We start from the raw sequence: 23709 nt of genomic DNA, 5'->3' as shown, positions 1-23709 counted from the left end.
TCGCGCCGGCCGACTGCTCACCCCTCGCGCCAGGGCAGGACCAAGCGCTCCAGCGCCACCAGGCCCCCGTGCGATAGCACGCCCAGGGCCGAGAGCAGCACGATGCCGACCATGAGCTTGGTCGTGGCCATGAGATTGGCCGCGTTCAGGATCAGGAAGCCGATCCCGGACTCCACCGCGATCATCTCCGCGGCCACGAGCAGGAGTAGCGCCGTGCCCGCCCCCAGCTTGAGGCCCGCGAAGACCATCGGGAGCGTGGACGGCACGATCACCTTGCGGATCATGCTCCAGCGCCCCGCACCGAAGGCGACGGCCGCGCGCACCAGCACGGGATCGACCTGCCGTGCCCCCGCGTAGGTGTTGAGGGCGAGCGGGAAGAACACGCCGAGCGCGATCACCGCGACCTTCGACGGCTCGCCGATGCCGAGCCAGAGGATGAGGAGCGGCAGGAGCGCGATCTTGGGAATGGGGAAGGTCGCGGCGATGAGGGGCGTCCCCACCGCCTCCGCCACCGAGAACACGCCGACGACGATGCCCACCGCGATCCCCGCGGCGCTGCCGATGACGAAGCCCAGGAGCAGGCGCTTGAGGCTCGCGGCCAGGTGGACGAGGAGCTCGCCCGACACGAGCATGTCGCGCCCCTCCCGGAGGACGCCGAGCGGCGACGGCAGGAAGAGAGCGGGCACCCAGCCCGCCCGGCACAGGAGCTCCCAGAGCACGACCACGCCGACCAGCGCGGCGACCCGCAGCGCCGGGTGATGCCGGCGCACGAGGAAGCGCGTGCGGTCCTCGACCGGCACGCGGGACACCGCCGCGCGCGAGACGCTCATGCCCGCCCCTCGACGAGCGCGGCCTCGGCCTGCGAGCGGATGAGGCTCCAGATGCGGTCGGCGGTGGCCACGAAGGCTGGATCGCCCAGCATGGCCTCGGTGCGCGGGCGCGGCAAGGCCACCGGCACGCTCGCGAGCACGCGGCCGGGCCGGCGTGAGAGGACGAGGACGCGATCGGCCATGAACACCGCTTCCTGGATGTTATGGGTGATGTAGACGATCGTGGTGCGGGCGCGCTCCCAGATCGCCAGCAGCTCCTCCATCATGAGGGTGCGCGTCTGCGCGTCGAGCGCGGAGAAGGGCTCGTCCATGAGCAAGACCGCGGGATCCACTACGAGCGCGCGCGCGATGCCCACGCGCTGCCGCATGCCCCCCGAGAGCTGATGCGGGTAGCGGTCCTCGAAGCCGCCGAGGCCCATCTGGTCGATGTAGCGCCGCGCCCGCGTGGCCCGTTCCGCCGCGGGCAGCCCCAGCTCTTCCAGCCCAAGCTCGACGTTGGCGCGCGCCGTGCGCCAGGGAAAGAGCGCGAACTCCTGGAAGACGGTGGCGGTGAGCGGCTGCCCCGACCGCCGCGCGCCCTCGAAGAAGATGCCGCCGGAGGAGGCCGGCAGGAGCCCGGCGATGGCGCCGAGCAGGGTCGACTTCCCGCAGCCCGAGGGACCGAGGATGGCGAGGAACTCTTCGGGCTCGGCGGTGAATGTGACGTCCTCGAGCGCGGTCACCGCATGGCCGCGACGGTCGCGATAGATCTTGCCGAGCCGGTCGACGATGACCTTCACGCCGCTAGAGCCGGGGCGCCAGCTCCGCGGCGAAGCGCTCGAGCTGCTCCTCGTCGTCGAAGACGGGGTTGAGCATGAGCATGCCGGCCCCCGCCGCCACCACCGCCCGGAGCCCCTCCGCGCACTGCTCGGCCGAGCCCCACACCGAGACCTCCTCGGCGAGCTGGGGCCGGTGATAGAAGCCGCCGAACCACTCGGTGAGGCGGCGGGCCGCCCGCGCGCGGTCATCGTCCACGGCGATGTAGACGCGCTTGGCCACAGGGAACGTCGCGGGGTCGCGGCGCGCCTCCTCCAGCGTGCGCCGCAGCTGCGCCACCTCGGAGGCGAACGTCGCGGTGGAGGCCGAGCCCGCGCCCATGAACGCGTCGCCGAGAGCGACGGCGCGCCGGAGCGCGTCCGGGTGATGCGCTCCGAACCAGATCGGTGGATGCGGACGCTGGCGCGGCTTGGGCTCCATGGGCAGATCCTTGAGCCGGTAGAACTCGCCGTCGAATGTCACGCGGGGCTCGGTCCAGAGGCGCTTCATGAGCGTCACCCCCTCCGCGAAGCGCGCGGCGCGACGCTCGGCGGAGAGCCCGAAGGCGGGATAGACCGCAGGCTGGCCGCCCAGGCCCACGCCGACGTCGAGTCGTCCGCCCGAGAGCTGATCGAGCGTGGCGAGGCTCTTGGCGGTGTGAAGCGGCGTCCGCAGCGCGGTCAACAGCACCGCCGCCCCGACGCGTAGCCGGCGCGTGGCCGCGGCGGCAAAGGTGAGCAGCTCGATGGGCTCGAGACTCGGGATCGTGCCCACCACCTGCTCGACCACCCAGGCGCCAGTGAAGCCGAGGGCCTCGGCGCGGGCGAGATACCGGCGGATGCGCTCGGGATCGATCGGGCCTGAAGGGAACGTCTGCGGGATCGAGACGGCGAGCGGGATGCGGCTCGTCACGGCGAATCCTCCCCTCGCCTGCCGAGGCGGGCGGAGAGCGCGGCCACGAACTCGTCCGGGCGGCTCGGGGAGATCACCACGAGGCCGCGGCGGGTGTGGAGGTAGACGAGGTCGCGCGTGTTGGTGATGGCGAGGTAGTGGAGCCCCGTCCGCCGGTTCCAGCGGAGCCCGTGCGAGCCGAACAGCGCATTGAGGCCGAGGGCGAGGAAACCGCCGATGGGCCGCGGCGTGCGGTCGGCGGCGGTGATGGCCGCGTAGGGGAGCCGTCGGGCGAGCCAGCGGCGCTCGAGTCGGAGACCGCGGCGCTCCAGCGTGTAGCCGGCAGGCGCCATCGATTGGAGCGCCCAGACCAGGCCGAGGAACGGCAGCGGGAAGATCGTGAAGAGGAGATCGCCGGTGGCGGCCACCACCGCGACGGAGAGGAGGAAGGGTGCCACCACGCCCAGGCCGATCCCGACCACGCCCGCGATCACCCGCTGTCGTGTGCCGAGGATGGCGGGAAAGAACTCGTCGTCGACCCGGGCCCACGTCTCTATCGCGTGTGGATCTCGTGGGGGCCGAAGAAGTACTCGATCTCGAAGGCCGCGGATTCGGGCGAGTCCGACCCGTGCACGGCGTTGGCCTCGATCGAGGAGGCGAAGTCGCGGCGGATCGTCCCCGGCGCGGCCTTGGCGGGGTCGGTGGCGCCCATGATGTCGCGCAGCTTGGCGATGGCGCCCTCGCCCTCCAGCACCATGGGCATCACCGGGCCCTGGGTCATGAACGCGCAGAGGCTCGCGAAGAACGGCCGCGCCTTGTGCACGGCGTAGAAGCCGGCCGCCTGATCGGGCGACAGGCGCACGAACTTGGCGCCGAGCACCTTGAGGCCGGCCGCCTCGAAGCGCGCGATGATCTGGCCGATCGCGTTCCGCGCGACCGCGTCGGGCTTGATGATGGTGAGGGTCCGCTCGATGGCCATGACTCCCCTAGCCCTTGCCGAGCACGCGTGCGACGGTGGCGCCCATGTCGGCGGGACTCTTGACGGTGGTGATGCCGGCGGTTTCCATCGCCTTCATCTTCTCGGCGGCGGTCCCCTTGCCGCCCGCGATGATCGCGCCCGCGTGGCCCATGCGGCGGCCCGGCGGTGCGGTCTGGCCGCAGATGAAGCCGACGACCGGCTTGGTGACGTACTGCTTGATGAAGGCGGCCGCCTCCTCCTCCGCGGTGCCCCCGATCTCGCCGATCATCATGATCGACGTGGTGTCGGGATCGGCCTGGAAGAGCTTCAGCACGTCGATGAAGGTGGTGCCGTTGACGGGATCGCCCCCGATCCCCACGCAGGACGATTGCCCGAGCCCACGTTGCGTCAGCTGGTGCACGACCTCGTAGGTCAGCGTGCCGCTCCGCGAGACGACGCCCACGTGACCCGCCTTGTGGATGTGGCCGGGCATGATGCCGATCTTGGCCTGGCCCGGCGTGATGAGCCCCGGGCAATTGGGGCCGATCAGCCGGCTGGAGGTCCGGGCGAGGAACGCCTTCACGCGCACCATGTCGGCCACCGGCACGCCCTCGGTGATGCACACGATCAGCGGCATGCCGGCATCCGCCGCCTCCATGATCGCGTCCGCGGCGGCGGGAGGCGGGACGAAGATCAGCGCGCAGTCCGCACCGGTGGCCTTGACCGCGTCCTCCACCGTGTTCCAGACCGCGAAGCCCTCGTGGGTGGTGCCGCCCTTGCCCGGCGTCACGCCCCCCATGATCTGGGTGCCGTACTCCTTGCAGCGGGCGGCGTGGAAGGCGCCTTCCTTGCCGGTGATGCCCTGCACGAGGACCTTCGTGTTCCGGTCGACGAGAATGCTCATCGCGCGGCGCCGCGAGCCAGCGCGACCACCTTCTTCGCACCCTCGCCCATGTCGTCGGCCATGACGAGCGCGAGGCCGGACTCGGCCAGCATCTTCTTGCCCTGCTCCACGTTGGTCCCTTCCGCGCGCAGGACCACCGGGAGCTTCAGCCCGAGCTTCTTCACCGCGGCGATGATGCCCTCCGCGAGCCGGTCGACTCTCAGAATGCCTCCGAAGACGTTGATGAAGACGGCCTTCACGCTCGGATCGGAAGAGAGGATGCGGAAGGCATTCTCGATCTGCTCGGGGGAGGCGCCGCCCCCCACGTCGAGGAAGTTGGCCGGCTCGCCGCCCGCGAGCTTGATGATGTCCATGGTGGCCATGGCCAGCCCCGCGCCATTCACCATGCAGCCGACATTGCCGTCCAGCTTGATGTAGTTGAGGCTGTACTTGGATGCCTCGACGTCGAGCGGCGTCTCCTCGTTGACGTCGCGGAGGGCCACCACGTCCTTGTGGCGATAGAGGGCGTTGTCGTCGAAGTTGAGCTTGGCGTCGAGCGCCAGCACCCTCCCATCCCCCGTCACGACGAGTGGATTGATCTCCGCCAGCGAGCAGTCCTTCTCGAGATAGGCGCGGAAGACATTGAGGATCAGGGTCACCCCGGCCTTGAACTGCTCACCGGCCAGGCCCAGGCCGTAGGCGAGGGTACGCGCCTGAAAGGCCTGTAGCCCCAGCGCGGGATCGGCCGATTCACGGATCATCTTCTCCGGATGTCTGGCCGCGACCTCCTCGATGTCCATGCCGCCCGATTGGGACGCCATCACCACGTGCTGCCCTCGCCCGCGGTCGAGCGTGATCGAGAGGTAGAGCTCGCGCTCGATGGGCGAAGCCTCCTCGATCAGGACCTTGAGCACCTTGATACCCTCGGGGCCGGTCTGGGGCGTCTTCAGCATCATGCCGAGGATCTGCGTGGCGGCCGCCTCCGCGGCCGCGGGATCGTCGGCGAGCTTCACGCCGCCACCCTTGCCGCGCCCGCCCGCGTGGATCTGCGCCTTGACCACGACCTTGCCGCCCAGACGCTGGGCGATCGCGCGGGCCTGCGCCGGCGTGTCCGCGACGTCCCCGTTGGGCACCGGGACACCGAACTCTCGCAGGATCGCCTTGCCCTGATACTCGTGGATTTTCAAAGGCTTGGTTACTTGCCCTTGAGCTTCCGGGCGAGCCAGAACAGCGGATCGTACTTCTCGCTGATCACGCGCTCCTTGAGAGGGATGAGCGCGTTGTCCGTGATGTGGATGTGCTCGGGGCAGACCTCGGTGCAGCACTTGGTGATGTTACAGAACCCGAGCCCGGCCTTCGACTGGGCCAGCTCCAGCCGGTCGTTGGTGTCCAGCGGGTGCATCTCCAGCTCGGCGATGCGCATGAGGAAGCGCGGGCCCGCGAAGTGCGGCGTGTTCTCGGGATGGTCGCGGATCACGTGGCAGACGTTCTGACACAGGAAGCACTCGATGCACTTGCGGAACTCCTGGCTGCGCTCCACGTCTTCCTGCCACATGCGCCGGGTGCCGTCGGCTTCCTTGGGGCCCGGCTTGAACGCGGGGATCTCCTTGGCCCGCTCGTAGTTGAACGAGACGTCGGTGGCGAGGTCACGGTAGAGCGGGAACGTCTTGATGGGCGCGACGGTGATGGTCTCGCCGGGCTGGAACGTGTCCATGCGGGTCATGCACATGAGGCGCGGCTTGCCGTTGATCTCCGCGCTGCACGAGCCGCACTTGCCCGCCTTGCAGTTCCAGCGGCAGGCGAGATCCCCCGCCTGGGTGGCCTGCAGCGTGTGGATCACGTCCAGCACCACCATGCCCTCCTGTGAGGGCACCTGGTACTCGCGGAAGGCGCCGCCCTTGGCGTCGCCCCGCCAGACCTTCATCGTCACCGTGGTCGCGGCCATTACTTCTTCTCTCCGAGGAGCGCCTTGAGCTCGGGCGGCAGGGGGGGAATGGGCTCGATCGACACGCCCAAGGCGCCGGCGGAGCGGCGGATTACCACGTTGAGGGTGCCGAAGCGCTCGTCGGTGAACGGATAATCGTCGCGGGTGTGCCCCCCACGGCTCTCTTTCCGCTCGAGGGCGCCGAGGGTGACCGCCTCGGACACCGACAGCATCGAGTGGAGATCCAGCGCGAGATGCCAGCCGGGATTGAAGGCGCGGCCGCCTTCCACGCGCACGCGCGCCAGCCGCTGCTTGAGCACCGCGATCTCCTCGAGCGCCTTCCGCAGCTCGCCCTCGGTGCGGATGATGCCGACGAGCGTCTGCATGCACTCCTGGAGATCGGAGTGGATGGCGTAGGGGTTCTCGTTGCCCTTGCTATCGAAGGGCGACAGCAGCGAGCGCACCGCCGCGTCCGCCTGCGCCGCATCGAGGGCAGGCGCCGTCTTGAGCCCCTTCGCGTACTCGGCGGCGGCGAGACCGGCGCGCCGGCCGAACACCACGAGGTCGGAGAGCGAGTTGCCGCCGAGGCGATTGGCGCCGTGGAGACCGCCCGCCACTTCACCGGCGGCGTAGAGACCGGGGACGCGGGTGGCTGCGGTCTCCGCCTCCACGCGCACGCCGCCCATGATGTAGTGGCAGGTGGGGCCGACTTCCATGGCGTCCTTGGTGATGTCCACGCCCGCCAGCTCCTTGAACTGGTGGTACATGGACGGCAGGCGCTTGCGGATGTAGTCGGCGGGACGGCGGCTGGCGATGTCGAGGAGCACGCCGCCGTGCGGCGTCCCCCGCCCCGCCTTCACCTCGGAGTTGATGGCGCGAGCGACCTCGTCGCGCGGCAGGAGGTCGGGCGTGCGCCGATTGTTCTTCTTGTCCTCGTACCAGGCATCCGCTTCCTTTTCGTTGTCCGCGGTCTCGCTCTTGAAGAACTCGGGGATGTAGTTGAACATGAAGCGCGTCCCCTCGGTGTTCTTGAGGGTGCCGCCGTCGCCCCGCACGCCTTCCGTCACGAGGATCCCTCGCACCGAGGGCGGCCAGACCATCCCGGTGGGATGGAACTGGATGCACTCCATGTCGATCAGCTCCGCGCCGGCATCGAGGGCCAGCGTCATGCCGTCGCCGGTGCACTCCCACGAGTTCGAGGTGTACTTCCACGCCTTGCCCACGCCGCCGGTGGCGAGGACGACCGCCTTGCTCCGGAACACCGCGAGCTCGCCGCTGGCTCGGTAGTAGCCCACCGCCCCCGCCACGCGGTCGCCGTCCTTGATGAGGCGCTGGACGTTCACTTCCATGTGGACGTCGATGCCCAGCGCCACCGCCCGCTGCTGGAGCGTGCGGATCAGCTCGAGCCCGGTGCGGTCACCCACGTGGGCGAGCCGCGCGTAGCGGTGGCCACCGAAGTCGCGCTGGGAGATGAGGCCGTCCTTGGTGCGGTCGAACAGCGCGCCCCACTCCTCCAGCTCCAGCACGCGGTCGGGGGATTCCTTGGCGTGGAGCTCGGCCATACGCCAGTTGTTCAGGAGCTTGCCGCCCCGCATGGTGTCGCGGAAGTGCACCTGCCAGTTGTCCTCCTTCCAGACATTGCCCATGGCGGCGGCCATGCCGCCCTCCGCCATCACGGTGTGGGCCTTGCCGAGGAGGGACTTGCAGATGAGCGCGGTCTTGACGCCCTTGTCGTGGGCCTCGATGGCCGCGCGCAGCCCCGCGCCCCCCGCGCCGATCACGAGAACGTCGTACTCGAAGGACTTGAAATTCTCCATCACAGGATCCTCACGTCGTGGATGACGCCCATGGACACGAGCCGGATGTAGAGATCGGTCAGTCCCACGCTGAAGAGGGAGAGCCACGCGAAGAGCGGGTGGCGCTCGTTGATTGTCGTGATGAAGCGCCACACGGCGAGTCGGGCGGGCGCCTTGTGGAACGAGCTCACGTGGCCGCCGCAGACGTGCCGGCAGGAGTGGCACGAGAAGGTGTAGGCGGCCAGGAAGATGACGTTCACCCACATCACGAGCGTCCCCACCCCGATCCCGAAGCCATCCTTGAAGCGGAAGGCGAGGAGGGCGTCCCACGTGAGGAGCGCGATGAACACCACCGCGACGTACCACGCGTAGCGATGCAGGGTCTGCAGGATGAGGGGGAAGCGCGTCTCCCCGGTGTAGCGCCGGTGGGCGTCAGGCACCGCGCAGGCGGGCGGCGAGAGCCAGAACGAGCGGTAGTAGGCCTTACGGTAGTAGTAACAGGTCAGCCGGAAGAGGCCGGGTCCCCACAGGATCAGGAAGGCCGGCGACACGAGCCCGATGATCGGCATGTGGATGTCGGGAAGCCCGAAGCCGAATGTCGAATGCAGGCAGGACGTGGAGATGCATGGGGAGTAGAACGGCGAGAGATAGGGCGCCACGAAGTAGTGAGCGTTCTGGAAAGCCGCCCACGTCGAGTAGACGATGAAGCTCCCCAGCACCACCACCACGGTGACGGGCAGGAGCCACCACGTGTCGGTGCGGAGGGTCGCGCGCGGCAGGGCCACTTCACCACGTTGATTCCCCAACAACCCGTCTGGCATACGTCGAGCCCTTTCTCTAGTCGCGTGCGTACTGCTTGACGCCGTCCTGGTAGAGATCGCCGCCGTGGCAGTCGTTGATCACGATGGCGGGGAAGCCTTCCACCTCGAGGCAACGGATGGCCTCCGTGCCGAGGTCCTCGTAGGCCACCACCTCGAGCTTCTTCACGAAGCGCGAGAGCACCGCGCCGGCGCCCCCGATGGCGCCGAAGTACACGCCCTTGTGCCGGGCGAGGGCGTCCTTCACCGGCTGCGAGCGCGCCCCCTTCCCGATCGTGCCCTTGAGCCCGAGGGCGAGGAGACCGGGAGTGAACGTGTCCATGCGGCCCCCCGTGGTGGGCCCCACGGAGCCCACCACATCCCCCGGCCGCGCCGGCGAGGGGCCCGTGTAGTAGATGATCTGGCCCTTCACGTCGATGGGGAGCGGCCGGCCCGCCTCCACCAGCGGCGAGAGGCGGCCGTGGGCGGCGTCCCGCGCCGTGTACAGGGTGCCGGTGATGCGGACGCGGTCCCCTGCGGTGAGCGATTCGACGTCGGCGTCGCTCAGCGGCGGCGTCACGTCCTTGATCCCGTCCGCCGCCGTCTTGATCACAGGACGGCTTCCTTGTGGCGGTGGGCGTGGCATTCGATAGTGACGGCCACCGGAAGGCTCGTGATGTGGCAGGGATAGGTCAGGATGTGGATGCCGAGCGCGGTGGTGTCGCCGCCGTAGCCCTGGGGGCCGATGCCGAGGCGATTGGCCCGCTCGAGCAGCTCCTTCTCAAGGGCATCCGCGGCGGGATCGGGATTCGGCGAGCCCAGCTCGCGGAACAGCGCCTTCTTGGACAGGATTGCCGCCTTCTCGAATGTGCCCCCGATGCCGACGCCGGCGATGAGGGGCGGGCACGCGTCGGGCCCCGCCGTCTTGATGCACTCGAGCACCCAGGCCTTGGCGCCCTCGATGCCCTCGGCCGGCGTGAGCATCTTGTACTTCGACCGGTTCTCGCAGCCGCCGCCCTTGGCCATGATCTGGATGCGGAGATTCGCGCCCGCCGTGAGCTCGGTGTGGATGACCCCGGGCGTGTTGTCGGCGGTGTTCACGCGGTCGAAGGGCGAGCGCACGATCGAGGCGCGCAGATAGCCCTCGGTATAGCCAGCGCGGATCCCCGCGTTGATCGCGTCGGCGAGGAGACCGCCCTCCACGTGCACGTCCTGGCCGACCTCCGCGAAGCAGACCACGAAGCCGGTGTCCTGGCAGTACGGGATCTTCTTCGTCCGGGCGAGCTCGGCGTTGTCCTTGAGGATCTGCAGCACCTGGCGGCCGGCGGGTGAGCGCTCGACCCCCAGCGCGCGGTCGAAGGCGCGGAGCACGTCCGGCTCCAGGTCGTAGTTCGCCTCCATGCAGAGCTTCTTCACCGCGTCGGTAATCGCCGAGACGTGGATGGGACGCATGGACAAGGCGGGGGGCGCTCCTACAGCTTCAGCTTGTCGACGAGCTCACGCACCGCCGCCGCGGACTTATCGAAGGCGGCCTGCTCGTCCTTGGTCAGCTTGATCTCGACGATTTGCTCCACGCCGGCGCGCCCGAGCTTCACCGGCACGCCCACGTAGAGGCCTTTCACGCCGTACTGACCGTCGAGATAGGCCGCGCACGGGAGGATCTTCTTCTTGTCCTTGAGGATGGCTTCCACCATCTCCACCGCGGAGGCGGCAGGCGCGTAGTAGGCGCTGCCCGTCTTCAGGAACGCCACGATCTCCGCGCCGCCGTTGGCGGTGCGGGTGACCAGGGCGTCGATGCGCTCCTTGGGCAGGAGGTCGGTGATGGGGATGCCGGCCACCGTGGAATAACGCGGCAGGGGCACCATGGTGTCGCCGTGGCCGCCCAGCACGAAGGCGGTGACGTTCTCCACCGAGACCTCTAGCTCCTGGGCGATGAAGGTGCGGAACCGCGCGGAGTCGAGCACCCCCGCCATCCCGATCACGCGCTGCGCGGGGAACTTCGACTTCTTCCACGCCAGCTGTACCATCGCGTCGAGTGGATTGGTCACGAGGATCAAGATGGAGTTGGGCGAGCGCGACACCACCTGCTCCACCACGCTCCCCACGATCTCGGCGTTCTTGAAGAGGAGGTCGTCACGCGTCATGCCCGGCTTGCGGGCGAGGCCGGCGGTGATGACCACGATGTCCGAGCCCGCCGTCTCGTCGTAGCCGTTGCTGCCCACGAGGGCCGCGTCGTAGCCGTGCACCGGCCCCGCCTGGGCGAGGTCGAGCGCCTTGCCCTGCGGGATGCCCTCCACCACGTCGACGAGGACCACGTCGCCCAGCTCGCGCTCCACCGCATACTGCGCGACGCTGGCACCGACGTTGCCGGCGCCGACGACGGTGATCTTCGGCCGCGCCATCAGAGGGTCTCCATGTTCTTGATGATGGCGGTGCCGAACTCCGAGCACTTGACCTCCTTCGCCCCCTGCATCAGCCGGGCGAAGTCGTAGGTGACGGTCTTCTGATCGAGGGTCTTCTCGAGGCCGGCCACGATGCGGTCGGCCGCCTCCGTCCAGCCCATGTAGCGCAGCATCATCTCGCCCGACAGGATGACCGAACCGGGATTCACCTTGTCCAGGCCCGCGTACTTCGGCGCGGTACCGTGGGTGGCCTCGAAGAGGGCGTGCCCCGACTCGTAGTTGATGTTGGCGCCGGGGGCGATCCCGATGCCGCCCACCTGCGCCGCGAGAGCGTCGGAGATGAGGTCACCGGTCAGGTTGCAGCACGGAATCACGTCGAACTCATCCGGCCTCGTCAGGATCTGCTGGAGGAAGGCGTCGGTGATGGCGTCCTTCACCAGGACCTTGCCCGCGGGGGGCTTGCCGCCGCAGTCATCCCAGCCCACGAGCTTGTCCGAGAACTCCGCCTTGGCGAGCGCGTAGCCCCACTTCATGAACATCCCCTCGGTGAACTTCTGGATGTTTCCCTTGTGCACGAGGGTGACGTTGCGACGGCTGTTCTCGATGGCGTACCGCATCGACGCCCGGATCAGGCGCTCCGAGCCTTCCTTGGAGACGGGCTTGATGCCGATGGAGGACGTGTTGGGGAAGCGGATCTTCGTGACCCCCATCTCCTTCTGGAGAAAATCGATGACTTTTCGCGCCTCCGGCGTCCCCTGCACCCACTCGATGCCCGCGTAGATGTCCTCGGTGTTCTCGCGGAAGATCACCATGTCGATCTTCTCAGGATGCTTCACTGGCGAGGGCACGCCCTTGTACCAGCGCACCGGGCGGAGGCACACGTAGAGATCGAGCTCCTGGCGAAGGGTGACGTTCAGCGAGCGAAAGCCCTCGCCCACCGGCGTGGTGAGCGGGCCCTTGATGGCGACCAGATACTCGCGGATCACGTCGAGGGTCTCGGTGGGCAGAAGGTTCGGCGGGCAGTCCTTGCCGTACACGGCCTGCGCCTTCTCACCCGCATACACCTCGGTCCAGGCGATCTTCCGCCGGCCCTGGTAGGACTGGGCGACGGCGGCGTCCAGCACTCGCACGGACGCGGCCCAGATATCCGGCCCCGTCCCGTCGCCCTCGATGAACGCGATGATGGGGTGATCCGGCACCTGCAGCTTGCCGTGGCTGATCGTGACTTTCTCGCCCGCGGGAATCTTCACCTTGCCGGCCATTGAGGTCTCCTCGAAGTTAGGTGAGCGCGTTGAGCGCCGAGCCTGCCTTGAACCAGCCGATCTGCTCGTCGGTCAAGGTGTGGTTGCACTTGATGGTGACGGTCTCGCCACCCGCCTTGTGAATGACCACCTCCACCGGCTGGCCCGGCATCAGCGCGGCGAGCCCGCGCACGCTCACGCGATCGGCCCGGTCGAAGAGGTCGTAGTCCTTGGGGTCGCTGAAGGTCAGGGGCAGGATGCCCTGCTTCTTGAGATTGGTCTCGTGGATGCGCGCGAAGCTCCGGACGATGACGACCTTGGCGCCGAGGTAGCGGGGCGACATCGCCGCGTGCTCGCGGCTCGACCCCTCGCCGTAGTTCTCGTCTCCGATCACCATCCAGGAGATCCCGCGCGCCTTGAGATCGCGCGCGTTCTGGGTGAAGGTCTTGCCCGCCTCGCCGGTGAGGGGGTTCACGCCCTTCCCCGCTTCGCCGGTGAAGGCATTGACCGCGCCCAGGAACATGTTGTCGCTGATCTTGTCGAGGTGCCCGCGGAAGCGGAGCCACGCGCCGGCGGGCGAGATGTGGTCGGTGGTCGTCTTGCCCTTGGTCTTGACGAGGATCGGGAGCTCGGTGAAGTCCTTGCCGTCCCACCGCGGGAAGGGCTGGAGGAGCTGGAGCCGCTCGCTCCCCGGTGGGATCACGACCTGCACCGCATCGCCGCTCGCCGCCGGCGCCTCGAAGCCCTCCTCGCCTTTGGCGAAGCCGCGGGCGGGCAGCTCCTCGCCCTCGGGCGCGGTGAAGCGGAACGCCCGCCCGTCGGGACCGGGGATGGTGCCGTTGACGGGATCGAACTCGAGCGACCCCGCGAAGGCCAGCGCGGTCACGATCTCCGGGCTGGTGAGGAACGACAGCGTGCTCGCGCTGCCGTCGTTGCGCCCGGGGAAGTTGCGGTTGAACGACGACACGATGGTGTTGGTCTCGGTCGCGCTCACGTCCGACCGCTTCCACTGGCCGATGCAGGGGCCGCACGCGTTGGCGAGCACGGTGCCCCCGATCTGCTGGAAGGTATCCATGATGCCGTCGCGCTTGATGGTCTGGTAGATGCGCTCCGACCCCGGCGTCACGAGGAAGGGGGTCTTCGCCTTGAGCCCGGCCTTGAGAGCCTGGGTGGCGATGTGGGCGGCGCGTCGCATGTCCTCGTAGGAGGAGTTGGTGCAGGAGCCGATGAGGGCGGCCTTGATCTGGGCGGGCCAGCCCTCCTTCTTCACCTCGGCGGCGAGCTTGCTGACGGGCCGCGCGCGGTCGGGCGAGTGCGGGCCGACGATGTGAGGCTCGAGCTCGGAGAGGTTCACCTCGACGACCTCGTCGTAGTACTTCTTCGGGTCGGCGAGCACCTCGGGATCGGCGACGAGATGCGCCCGGTGCGCCTCCGCGAGCGCGGCCTGGTCGGCCCGGTCCGTCGCGCGGAGATAGGCGGCCATGCGGTCGTCGAAGTGGAAGAGCGAGGTGGTGGCGCCGAGCTCCGCGCCCATGTTGCAGATGGTGCCCTTGCCAGTGGCGCTGATCGACTCCGCGCCGGGACCGAAGTACTCGATGATCTTGTTGGTGCCGCCCTTCACGGTGAGGAGCCCGCAGAGGTAGGTGATGACGTCCTTCGCGGAGGTCCAGCCCGAGAACTTCCCGGTGAGCCGCACGCCCACGAGCTTGGGATCGAGCACCTCCCACGCGAGCCCCGCCATCGCCTCACCGCAGTCCGCCCCGCCCACGCCGATCGCGGCCATGCCGAGGCCGCCCGCGTTGGGCGTGTGCGAGTCGGCGCCGATCATGAGCCCGCCGGGGAACGCGTAGTTCTCCAGAACCACCTGGTGGATGATCCCCGCGCCCGGCTTCCAGAACCCAATCCCGTACTTCCTGGAGGCGGAATGGAGAAACTCGTACACCTCGCGGTTCTCCGAGATCGCCCGCTCCATGTCCTCGCGCGCCCCGGTCTGCGCGCGGATGAGGTGGTCGCAGTGCACGGTGGACGGCACCGCCACCTGCTTCTTCCCCGCCTGCATGAACTGGAGCAGCGCCATCTGGCCCGTGGCGTCCTGTAGCGACACGCGGTCCACACGCAGGCGGAGCTGGGCCTTGCCGCGGCTCCACTCCTGCTTGTCGAAATCGTCGGCGTGCGCGACGAGGATCTTCTCGGCGAGGGTGAGCGCGCGTCCGAAGCGCGTGCGAGCCCGGTCCAGCTTGGCGGGCATGGATTCGTAGAGTCGCTTGATCTGGTCTGCCGCCATGGTGGGCCTCCCTCGCTCGCTTCCGGGGCTACACAGACGTATCGCCTCCCGCCCGTTTCGGATGGGAGGCGACCGGTCAAAAATCTCGCCGTTACGCTAACATGTCGGCCCCGGAGAGGTCAAGGCGACGTGCCTGCCCCGGGGCTGCGCCTTGACTTGTCGCGGGGGCGAATGCTTTGATGCCGCAGGAGGGAATCCCATGAGGAGTCTCGCTCGCCTCGTCGTCGCCGTCCTGCTCGTGATCGCGGTGATGCCCCTGACCGCCGCCGCCCAGGAGACGCTCACCAACGAGTCGATCATCTCCATGGTGAAGGGCGGGCTCAGCGAAGCGGTCGTGCTCGCGCGCGTGCGCTCCGGCCCGGCCAACTTCGACACGAGCACCAACGCGCTCCTGAATCTGAAGAAGGCGGGCGTTTCCGACAAGATCATCGAGGCCATGGTGAGCGCGCCCAAGGCGGGGGGCGCCACCGCGGCGGCCCCGGCACCGGCCGCGCCGACTTCGCCGGCGGGCACCCCGCAGAGCGCGCCGCCGGCGGCGGTGTCATCCGCCGCGCGCTCCAGCGCCGGCGGGGCCGCGCCCAATCTGCCCCGCGACTCGATCTACTATCTCAACGGCTCGAAATACGTGGAGCTGCAGCCCCAGGTGATCGAGATCGAGACCAACGTGGCCTTCTTCTCGCAGAAGAGCGAGGTGGTGCTGGGCGGGCGCAAGGCCGAGGCCCGCATCACGGAGAAGCAGCCGCAGTTCTACAGCTACTACGCGCCGACGGAGGCCCTGCTCGTCAAGCTGAAGCCCGGCGACACCAAGAATGACCGGAACCTCAAGATGGGCAGCGGCGGCTTCTTCCCGGGCGGCGGCACGATCCGCCACGGCGTGCGCAATGAGGACCGGATCGCGGTGAAGAGCGAGCGCGAAGCCAATGGCTTTTACCGCATCACGCCCGCAAGCCCGCTCGCGCCCGGCGAGTATGGCTTCGTCGTCCTGAGCGGTGCGACTGCGAGCGGCCGCATGTTCGACTTCGGCATCGACTAGTCTCGCACGCCGCACTCCTAGCGAGTCTGCGCGGGCGGGAGCAGGGCGTCCCACAGGGGGCGGGCACGGTCTGACGTCCAGGAACGGGTGCCCACCGCGCGGGCGACGGTGCGGCCATCGCGGTCCACGAGCACCGCGGTGGGCGTGGCGGTCACGCGGTAGTCGCCGCTGACCTCACCGTTGCCGTCCAGGAGCACCGGGACGGAGATGCCGTGCTTCTTCACCCACGCACGCACCTTGTCCCGCCCTTCCTCCAGGTTGACCGCGAGCACGACGAGCCGCCGGTCGCGATAGCGGCGCGCCAGCTCCTGCACGGTGGTGGGGAGCTCCTTCTGGCAGTAGGGGCACCAGGTCGCCCAGAAGTAGATCAACACCGTCTGACCTCGCAGGCTCGCGAGCGACTGCGCGCGGCCGTCGAGATCGGCGAGGGTGAAGGCGGGCGCGGCCGCGCGCGGGAGCGGCGCCAACTCGAGGGCGGACAACACCTCGGCCGACGGCTCGGCGGAGTCCCCGGCGCCGGGCGCGCCGACGAGGACGGCCGCGACAAGCGCGACCAGGAGCAGGAACCGCCACGCGAGACGGCGGCGGAGGACGCGGAGGCGAGCCATCACCCCTCCAGCTTATACGCGGACGCGTCGGGCTTGAAGGCGCGGGGCAGCCAGAGCGGGCGGCGGAGGCCGCCGGGGCCCGGCGCCGGCCGCGTCATCGCGAGCCAGTGGCGGAAGACCTCCTGCGAGCGGTTGGTGTCCACGAAGACGTCGCCGTAGCGGTCGTCCGGCCCCGGACGCACCGCGCGGACCTTCTGATGCCAGCAGTGCTGGCCGCTCACCGGGTCGGGATGCACGGGGAACGTCAAATTCTGGTGCACGCCCGCGTCCTCCCACCACACGCGCTCGGAGTCGGGATCCGCGCTGGCGAACGGACGGATGCCGTGGACGTGGCGCATGCGCCAATGCCCCGGCGCCTCACGCGTGAGATCCACCAGCGCGGTCGACCAGCGCTCGCCGCCGGTCGACTCGTGGAGCCGCCACCGCCCGATGTGATGCGAGCACGCGATCACGCCGGGCCGGATGGACTCCGTCACCCACACGCGGTCCACGAAGTGGCCGATCTCCGTCTCGATCCGGAGGAGCTCGCCCGTCTTCACCCCGAGGCGCGCGGCGTCCTCCGGGTGCAGCCACAGGGGGTTACTGTGGGAGATCTCGTACAGCCACTTCGCATTGCCCGAGCGCGAGTGGACGAGCGTGGGCAGCCGGAAGGTCGGCAGCAGCAGCATCTCGCCCTTAGCGCGGTCGATCTGCGACCAGTGGACATGGCTCCGCGCGTACGTCGGCACCGCGTGCTCGGGCCACTTCCAGTCTTTCAGCGTCTTCGAGTAGAACTCGAGCTTGCGCGAGGGCGTGGGAAAGCCCGCGGCGGCGCGCCCGTCCACCTCGACGCCGACGGCCGCGCCACCCTTGGCCACCACGCTGGTGACGGGATCCACCGTCGCCCCCTCGCGCTCCGCGGCGGACAGCGGCTTCTCGTGCGACGCGTACACGCCGCCCTCCACGAGGAAGGCGCCGTACTTCCGCATGTAGGCGAGCGGGGTCAGGCCTTCCTTCTGCGCGGCGGCGGGCAGGCCGGGCACGCTGTGCTCGAAGATCCAGCGGTAGAACTCCTCGATGGTGAGCTTCTGCCCCGGGCGGTACGGGGACTCGAAGTACTTGCGGATCCCGAGGGCGCCGTCGGGATCGATCCGCCAGGACAGCTCGATCCAGAACTCGTCCTCCTCCCACACCTGGCCGAGCCCGGCCGCCTCGTGCGCCTGCCACGTCCAGTCGAAGCGCTTCCCCTGCTTCTCGAGCGCCACCCGCAGCACGGGCTGGCGGAAGCCGATCCAGCGCGCGGCGTGCGTCTCCTGACTCATGAGATCGTGGCGCTCGGAGGCGTGGCCCATCGGGAGGACGTAGTCCGCGAAGTGCGCGGTCTCGCTCCAGATCGGCGTGAGGCAGGCGTGGCGCTCGATCTTGGCCTCGTCGGTGAGCATCTCGATCCACGACATCCCATCGGGGTTGGTCCACACCGGGTTGTACACGCGCGTGAAGTACATCGCGAGCTTGCCCCGATTCTCTCGGAGCAGATGGGGCAGGAGGAAGCTCATCTCGAAGAAGGCGAGCGGGTACTCGCGCGGCATGAGCAGCTCGCTCCACACCTTCCCGGGCGGCGGCATCATGGGCGGCGCGGGCACCGCCTTGTGGAAGCCCGACGGCGCGGTGCCGCCGGGCGTGGCCACCGCGCCAGCGAGGACGACCAGGAGCTCGAGGGCGCGCGCGACCTCCCAGCCCCACAGGTTGCCCGCCGCGGCATTGCGCCACACGTGCGTGGACAGCGCGCCGCCGGCGCGCCCGATCTCCCGCGCGATCTCCTCGATGCGCGCGGCGGGCACGCCCGACTCGCGCTCCGCAAACTCCGGCGTGTAGTCGGCGTAGAGATCGACCAGTGCGGTCTCGAAGGCCTCGAACGTCACCGGCGTGCCCGGACGCTCCTCGCGCAGGTACTCCCCCCAGTTCACCCAGCGGCGGACGAAGTCGCGGTCCCACGTGCCCTCGCGCAGGAGCACGTGGCACATGGCGAGGAGCAGAGCGGCCTCGGTGCCCGGCCACGGGGAGAGCCACCAGTCCGCCATCGAGGCGGTGTTGCTCAGGCGCGTGTCCACGACGCACACCTTGGCGCCCGCCTGCTTGCCCTCGGTGATGCGCTGCGCATGGGGATTGAAGTAGTGGCCGGCCTCGAGATGGGAGGAGAGCAGCAGGATCACGCGCGCCTTGGCGTGATCCGGCGAGGGCCGGTCGAGCCCGTGCCAGAAGGCATAGCCTGCGCGCGCCGACGCCGAGCAGACATTGGTGTGGCTGTTGTGGCCGTCGATACCCCACGCGTGGAAGATCCGCTGCAGATAGACGAGCTCGTGGCCGGGGCGCCCCAGGTGATACATCACCTCGGTCGGACGCTTCTCGACCAGCGCCTTGCGGATGCGGCTCGCGATGTCATCGAGAGCCTCGTCCCAGGTGACGCGCTCCCACGTTCCCTCGCCGCGCGCGCCCGCCCGGCGGAGGGGATAGAGGATGCGCTCCGGATCCGTCACCTGGTTGAGGGTGGCCGGGCCCTTGGCGCAGTTGCGGCCGCGGCTGCCGGGATGCGCGGGGTTCCCCTCGAACTTCTGGATCTTGAGCGTGCGCTGGTCCACGTAGGCGAGCAGCCCGCACGCCGCCTCGCAATTGAAGCAGATCGTCGGGATGAGCGAGTACTGCCGCTTCACCCGCCGCGGCCACGCGCGCGGGTCGAACTCCTCCCAGTTGTCCCAGAGCGCAGCGGGCGGATAGCGATGCAGCCCCTCCGCGGGAGCTTGGAGATCGCGGGCGACGGGATGCAGCGGCTCGGTCACGCGGTCGGTCATGGGTCGGCCTCAGCTCAGCGGCACGGATTGGCCCGCGCGTATCCAGAGGTCCTCGTAGAGCCAGAGCCCGGCGAGGGACAGCACGGCCGCCACCCCCCACGCGGCGTGCCACGGCGTGAAGAGGAGGGCGACGGGGAGCACGATCCCCGCCCCCCCCACGCCGGCCCAGAGCGGGGCGGCGAGGGGCCCGCGGGTGAGGAACCGCGCGGCGCGCTCGGCGTCGAGGGTGGGATGGGGGGTGAGGATCTCGGCTTCGAGGACCACGGCGAGCGCGATGAGCGAGCCGAGCAGGACCAGGCGCAGCCCCCACGGCGCGCCCGGGCCCCCGCCGAGCGCAAGCGCGGGGAGCAGCAGGCTCGCGCTGCCCGCGGCGAGCGCGGCAACGAGGAGATGCGGCAGGGTCAGTGGGCTCTGCCAGAAATCGCGGCCCTCGGCCTGGCCGAACAGGAACGCGCTGTAGCCGGCGGTCGAGGCGGCGAGCAGGGTGACGGGCACCGCCAGCCACACCAGGGCCTGCGGGCGCCCGGCGAGCGCGGCGAGCAGCCAGAGCGTGACGCCGCCGCCGTAGGCGATCAGGATCCAGCCGCCCCAGACGAGCCACGAGCGCCAGTTGGGCTTGAAGAGGAGATAGAGAAAGCGCTCCGGCCGCTTGAGATCCGCAATGAGGAGCGCGGTCGTCAGCACGAGGAACACGAGCGCGATCACGGGCGCGATGCGGCCGGCGAGGACGTTCCCCGACGCCAGTCCGGACAGCATGCTCACCCCCGCCACGAGCATCGCGCCCGCGGACACCGACTTGGTCCAAAGATAGGAGGACACCTTGCCGCCCCAGGGCCGCGCGGGGTGCGCGACGTCGTAGACGGTGCGGGCGAGTGCCCGGAGATCGAGGGGGTCGTCCGGCACGGGCGGCGCGGGCGCCACCGCGTGGTTGCGCTGGCCGGGCGTCGGGATCGTGGAAGCCTGGGAGAACACGTACTGCCCGTCTCGCCGCTGCATCTCGGGCGCCAGCGCGGACATCTCGGCGCCGAGGTAGAACACCTTCGGCTGCGTCCCCTGCTCCGGCTTCCGCACCTGCACCTGCTGCGAGGCGACCAGGCGGGCAATGGGAGTGCCGGGATCGTCGAGGTCGCCCGCCACGATGGCCTGTACCGGGCACACGATCGCGCACGCGGGCTCGAGCCCCACCTCGACGCGATGGGCGCAGTAGTGACACTTGGCCGCGGTCTGGGTCTCGGGATCGATGTAGAGGGCATCGTAGGGGCAAGCCTGCATGCACGATTTGCAGCCGATGCAACGCGCGCCGTCGAAGTCTACGATGCCGTCGGGCCGGCGATAGAGGGCGACGGTGGGACAGATCGTCACGCACGGAGCATCGTCACAATGGTTGCAGCGGAGCACGGCGAAGTACCGCCGCGTGTCGGGAAAGGTGCCCTTCTCGATGTACTTCACCCAGGTGCGGTTGACGCCGAGGGGGACGCCGTTCTCTTCCTTGCAAGCCACCGTGCAGGCGTGACACCCGATGCACTTCCGCTGGTCGAGGACGAATCCGTAGCGCATGCGGAGACTGATATTACTCCGTTCGCCGCGCGGCTACAGGGCTTTGAAGATGAGGCGGGCCCCCACGAAAGCCAGCGCGAGGACGAGGGCGCGGATGATCCAGACGCCGCGCATGCGCTGGGCGAGGCGGGCCCCGACCTGCGCGCCGACCACCACGCCGAGGGAGAGCGGCACGACCCGCGGCGCCGCGCCCACGAGGGTGCCGGTGAGGAGGTGCACCACCGAGCCCACCGCCGTCATCACCGTCAAGGTGAAGTGGGAGGTCGCGGAGGCGACGTGCACGGGAAAGTTGAGGAAATTCACCATCACGGGGACGTGGATGAAGCCGCCCCCGATGCCGAGCAGACTCGACACGAAGCCGATCACCACGCTCACCGCCACACCGAGCACGGGGTTATAGCTCCACGACTGCACGGTGCCATCGGGATCGATCATGCGGCGGCTCATGCGGAAGCGCCCGGTCCACTCACGCGCCTCGGCGAGCGGGCGGAGGACCAGAAAGATCGACAGGGCGACGAGGAGACAGCCCACGATGAGGTCGAAGGGGCGGCGCGGGATCAGCGGGGTCGTGAGGGCGCCGAGAATGGCGCCGGGCACGGTGGCGAGGGCGAGCAGGACGCCGGAGCCGTAGTCGACGCGCTTGAGCCGGGCGTAGGCGATCGTGCCCGAGAGCGCGTTGAAGAACACAACCGCCAGCGACACGCTGGCGATCGACTCGGAGCTCTCGTTGGGATAGAAGATCAAGAGCAGCGGCACCAGGATGAAGCCGCCCCCGGCCCCGATGATGGTGCCGTAGGCGCCGATCACCAGGCCGGCGATGAGCAGCAGCAGCCATTCGGGCACGGTGAGAGCCCCTCCAGGACAAACGGGCGACGAATCACCCGGGAACGCGGGGTTCGCTAGCGCAGGCTCGAGTAGTACGCGGCCAGGTCGGCGTCCTGCGCCTCCGGCAGCGTCTTCATCAGAGCCTTGATCGCGGCGAGCGTCGTGTCGCCCGGGTTGCGCGCATCCTGCCGGAAGAGACCGATCTGATCCCGCAGATAGCCCGGCGGCTGGCCGGCGAGGCTCGGAGTGCCCTTGGCGGAATCGCCCTTGCCGTCGGCGCCGTGGCACGCCACGCAGGGCGCCGACGCGGTGCGCCCCCGCGCCACCGCCGCCGCGTCGGCCTTGAGCGGCGTCGGCTCCATGCGCTGCGCGGCGAAGTGGCCCGCCACCGCATCGAGGCCGATGTCGAGGATCTGCTTCGCGTAGGGCCCCATCTCGGGGGACGGCCGGGCGTTGGCGGCGTACGCCTGCACCTGCTTCTTGAAGTAGCCGGCGTCCATCCCGGCGATGATGGGCATGGCGTCGGACCGGCTGTTGCCGTTGACGCCGTGGCAGGCGGCGCACGTGACCACACGCGCGGTCGTGGTCTCGTAGAGCATGGGCGCGGAGGCCTGCGCGGAAGCGGGCGCCGGCGCGCTCGCGGCGGCGAGCAGCGCGGCACCGACGACGGCGATGTGGACTCTGGGCATGCTGGTCTCCCTGGCGCCTAGCCGACCACGTCCTGCCAGATACTTTGGGTCCAGCCGACCGCGCGCGCCGCCACCGCGGGGGACTGCGCCGGGGTGAGCCGCTGCTCGATCTGAACCACCTTGCCGTTCTCGATCTTGTACGCATTGACCACCGCGATGGCCTCGCGATCGCTCACCCAGCTGTAGCAGGTATTGCCCGGTGCCACCGAGGGCGCCGGCTTGTCGTTGAGGAGAGACACCGCGGCGATCGCGGCAATCTTCCCCATGTTGTTGGCCACGTTCCCCGACTTCGGCACCGGGAGGCCGGTGGTCGCGTCCCCCACCACGTGCACGCCGGGCGCCTTCACCGACTCGTACGTCAGGTGGCTGACCTCGCACCAGCGCTTGTCGGCGCCCACGAGGTTCGCGTCCACCACGATCTGCCCGGCGCGCTGCGGCGGGATCAGGTTCAGCACGTCGTACTTGATCCGGTCGAACTCCGTCCGCACTTCCCTCGCGCCCGGATCGACGGCGATCACCCGATTGGTGGCGCGGTACTCGATGTTGGGGTACGCCTTCCACGCCTCGCGGAACAGCGCGGTCTTCGAGACGATGTTGGGATTGGCGTCGAGCACCAGGACCTTGGCGCGCGGCTTGTTCGCCTTGAGGTACCACGCCACCATCGAGATGCGCTCGTAGGGGCCGGGCGGGCAGCGATAGGCCACCGGCGGAACCGTCAAAATGAACACTCCGTTGTCCGGCATGGACTGGATCTGCCGCGCCAGCTCCACCGTCTGCGGACCGGCCTTCCAGGCATGGAGGACGGTGTCGCGCGCAGCGGGCAGCCCGTCCACCTGGTCCCAGAGAAAGTCGACGCCGGGTGACACGATGAGACGGTCATAGGCGAGATAGCCGCTCGCCAGTCGCACGCGCTTGGTGTCGGGCTCGATGGCCAGCGCCGCCTCGTGGCGCACCGTCACGCCGCGCCGGCGCAGCCCGTCGTAGCCGAAGCTCAGGCTCTCGACGTTGCGCAGGCCGGCCAGGACGAGATTGCTGAACGGGCAGGAGATGAACTGACGATTCGGCTCGAGGAGCACCACGTCGATGCGGGGATCACCCATCCGGACGTACTTGGCGGCGGTGGCGCCGCCCCAGCCCCCGCCGATCACCACGACCCGGCGGCGGCCCGTGGGCTGTGTCTCGCCCATCGTGGACGCGCAGCCGGCGAGCCCGGCGGCCATCACCGTGCCGACCACGCCCGCGCCGCTCGCCCTGAGGAATGTCCGTCGCGTCAGCTTCCCCATGGGTCCTCCCCCCGCCCGGGCTCGGCTCCTTCCGCACTGCGCAGCCGCGCTGGTCGACGGCCATCGGCAACGCTATCACGGAACG

The 23709-nt window shown here is 69.4% G+C and carries 22 protein-coding genes; 1 reads left to right on the top strand and 21 read right to left on the bottom strand.

Annotated elements, in window-relative coordinates; all coding sequences use genetic code 11:
• Positions 1-17 precede the first annotated feature (17 nt).
• The 15 genes from VFX14_08960 to VFX14_08890 all read right to left on the bottom strand — a co-directional run bounded on the left by VFX14_08960 (position 18) and on the right by VFX14_08890 (position 14801).
• Positions 18-830 carry an ABC transporter permease gene (locus tag VFX14_08960; GenBank protein HEU5189806.1) on the bottom strand — a complete coding sequence of 271 codons (813 nt, stop codon included), beginning with the start codon at positions 828-830 and terminating at the stop codon, positions 18-20.
• Positions 827-1609 carry an ABC transporter ATP-binding protein gene (locus VFX14_08955; GenBank protein HEU5189805.1) on the bottom strand — a complete coding sequence of 261 codons (783 nt, stop codon included), beginning with the start codon at positions 1607-1609 and terminating at the stop codon, positions 827-829. The genes VFX14_08960 and VFX14_08955 overlap by 4 nt, the downstream gene beginning before the upstream one ends.
• A gap of 4 nt (positions 1610-1613) precedes the next feature.
• A complete protein-coding gene (locus VFX14_08950; protein ID HEU5189804.1) occupies positions 1614-2525 on the bottom strand; it encodes an LLM class flavin-dependent oxidoreductase in 912 nt (303 codons plus the stop codon).
• 8 nt (positions 2526-2533) lie between these two features.
• Positions 2534-2998 carry a PH domain-containing protein gene (locus VFX14_08945; GenBank protein ID HEU5189803.1) on the bottom strand — a complete coding sequence of 155 codons (465 nt, stop codon included), beginning with the start codon at positions 2996-2998 and terminating at the stop codon, positions 2534-2536.
• Positions 2999-3069: 71 nt separating this feature from the next.
• Complete coding sequence (gene ndk / locus VFX14_08940) at positions 3070-3495, bottom strand: nucleoside-diphosphate kinase (protein HEU5189802.1); 426 nt, start codon at positions 3493-3495, stop codon at positions 3070-3072.
• A 7-nt stretch (positions 3496-3502) separates the two neighbouring features.
• Positions 3503-4378, bottom strand: a complete 876-nt coding sequence (sucD, locus tag VFX14_08935) for a succinate--CoA ligase subunit alpha (protein HEU5189801.1) — start codon at positions 4376-4378, stop codon at positions 3503-3505.
• Entirely contained in the window at positions 4375-5544 is a 1170-nt protein-coding gene (gene sucC / locus VFX14_08930; protein HEU5189800.1) for an ADP-forming succinate--CoA ligase subunit beta, read from the bottom strand. Before sucC ends, sucD begins: the two co-directional genes overlap by 4 nt.
• A gap of 8 nt (positions 5545-5552) precedes the next feature.
• Complete coding sequence (locus VFX14_08925) at positions 5553-6302, bottom strand: succinate dehydrogenase/fumarate reductase iron-sulfur subunit (GenBank protein HEU5189799.1); 750 nt, start codon at positions 6300-6302, stop codon at positions 5553-5555.
• Positions 6302-8098, bottom strand: a complete 1797-nt coding sequence (locus tag VFX14_08920) for a fumarate reductase/succinate dehydrogenase flavoprotein subunit (GenBank protein HEU5189798.1) — start codon at positions 8096-8098, stop codon at positions 6302-6304. Before VFX14_08920 ends, VFX14_08925 begins: the two co-directional genes overlap by 1 nt.
• On the bottom strand, positions 8098-8862 hold the full coding sequence (locus VFX14_08915) for a hypothetical protein (protein HEU5189797.1): 765 nt from the start codon (positions 8860-8862) through the stop codon (positions 8098-8100). Before VFX14_08915 ends, VFX14_08920 begins: the two co-directional genes overlap by 1 nt.
• Positions 8863-8914: 52 nt before the next feature.
• Positions 8915-9487 (bottom strand): FumA C-terminus/TtdB family hydratase beta subunit, encoded by a 573-nt coding sequence (locus VFX14_08910; GenBank protein ID HEU5189796.1) that lies wholly within the window; start codon positions 9485-9487, stop codon positions 8915-8917.
• A complete protein-coding gene (locus VFX14_08905) occupies positions 9484-10326 on the bottom strand; it encodes a fumarate hydratase (GenBank protein ID HEU5189795.1) in 843 nt (280 codons plus the stop codon). Before VFX14_08905 ends, VFX14_08910 begins: the two co-directional genes overlap by 4 nt.
• A 20-nt stretch (positions 10327-10346) precedes the next feature.
• Positions 10347-11276 carry a malate dehydrogenase gene (gene mdh, locus VFX14_08900; protein ID HEU5189794.1) on the bottom strand — a complete coding sequence of 310 codons (930 nt, stop codon included), beginning with the start codon at positions 11274-11276 and terminating at the stop codon, positions 10347-10349.
• Positions 11276-12538: an NADP-dependent isocitrate dehydrogenase gene (gene icd, locus VFX14_08895; protein HEU5189793.1), complete on the bottom strand. Its 1263-nt coding sequence runs from the start codon at positions 12536-12538 to the stop codon at positions 11276-11278. The genes mdh and icd overlap by 1 nt, the downstream gene beginning before the upstream one ends.
• Positions 12539-12554: 16 nt before the next feature.
• On the bottom strand, positions 12555-14801 hold the full coding sequence (locus tag VFX14_08890) for an aconitate hydratase (GenBank protein ID HEU5189792.1): 2247 nt from the start codon (positions 14799-14801) through the stop codon (positions 12555-12557).
• Between the two features lie 199 nt (positions 14802-15000).
• Between VFX14_08890 and VFX14_08885 the strand changes: the two genes are divergently transcribed.
• Positions 15001-15834 carry a hypothetical protein gene (locus VFX14_08885; protein HEU5189791.1) on the top strand — a complete coding sequence of 278 codons (834 nt, stop codon included), beginning with the start codon at positions 15001-15003 and terminating at the stop codon, positions 15832-15834.
• 17 nt (positions 15835-15851) lie between these two features.
• Here VFX14_08885 and VFX14_08880 read toward each other — a convergent pair whose 3' ends face one another.
• Genes VFX14_08880 through VFX14_08855 form a run of 6 tightly spaced genes read right to left on the bottom strand, consistent with a single transcriptional unit; the run spans position 15852 to position 23624 of the window.
• Positions 15852-16442, bottom strand: coding sequence for a TlpA disulfide reductase family protein (locus VFX14_08880; protein HEU5189790.1), 591 nt, complete (start codon positions 16440-16442; stop codon positions 15852-15854).
• A complete protein-coding gene (locus VFX14_08875) occupies positions 16442-19270 on the bottom strand; it encodes a molybdopterin-dependent oxidoreductase (GenBank protein ID HEU5189789.1) in 2829 nt (942 codons plus the stop codon). Before VFX14_08875 ends, VFX14_08880 begins: the two co-directional genes overlap by 1 nt.
• A 9-nt stretch (positions 19271-19279) precedes the next feature.
• The gene (locus tag VFX14_08870; GenBank protein ID HEU5189788.1) at positions 19280-20827 is read right to left on the bottom strand and encodes a 4Fe-4S dicluster domain-containing protein; all 1548 of its coding nucleotides are present in this window, start codon (positions 20825-20827) and stop codon (positions 19280-19282) included.
• A 33-nt stretch (positions 20828-20860) separates the two neighbouring features.
• On the bottom strand, positions 20861-21670 hold the full coding sequence (locus VFX14_08865; protein HEU5189787.1) for a sulfite exporter TauE/SafE family protein: 810 nt from the start codon (positions 21668-21670) through the stop codon (positions 20861-20863).
• Between the two features lie 56 nt (positions 21671-21726).
• Entirely contained in the window at positions 21727-22341 is a 615-nt protein-coding gene (locus VFX14_08860; protein ID HEU5189786.1) for a c-type cytochrome, read from the bottom strand.
• A 17-nt stretch (positions 22342-22358) separates the two neighbouring features.
• The gene (locus VFX14_08855; GenBank protein HEU5189785.1) at positions 22359-23624 is read right to left on the bottom strand and encodes an FCSD flavin-binding domain-containing protein; all 1266 of its coding nucleotides are present in this window, start codon (positions 23622-23624) and stop codon (positions 22359-22361) included.
• Between the last annotated feature and the right edge of the window lie 85 nt (positions 23625-23709).

This window comes from Candidatus Methylomirabilota bacterium (genome assembly GCA_035764725.1).
Taxonomy (GTDB): Bacteria; Methylomirabilota; Methylomirabilia; order Rokubacteriales; family CSP1-6; genus DASRWT01.
The sequence above is the reverse complement of the archived record's forward strand: the minus strand, read 5'-3'. Positions and strand labels throughout refer to the sequence as shown.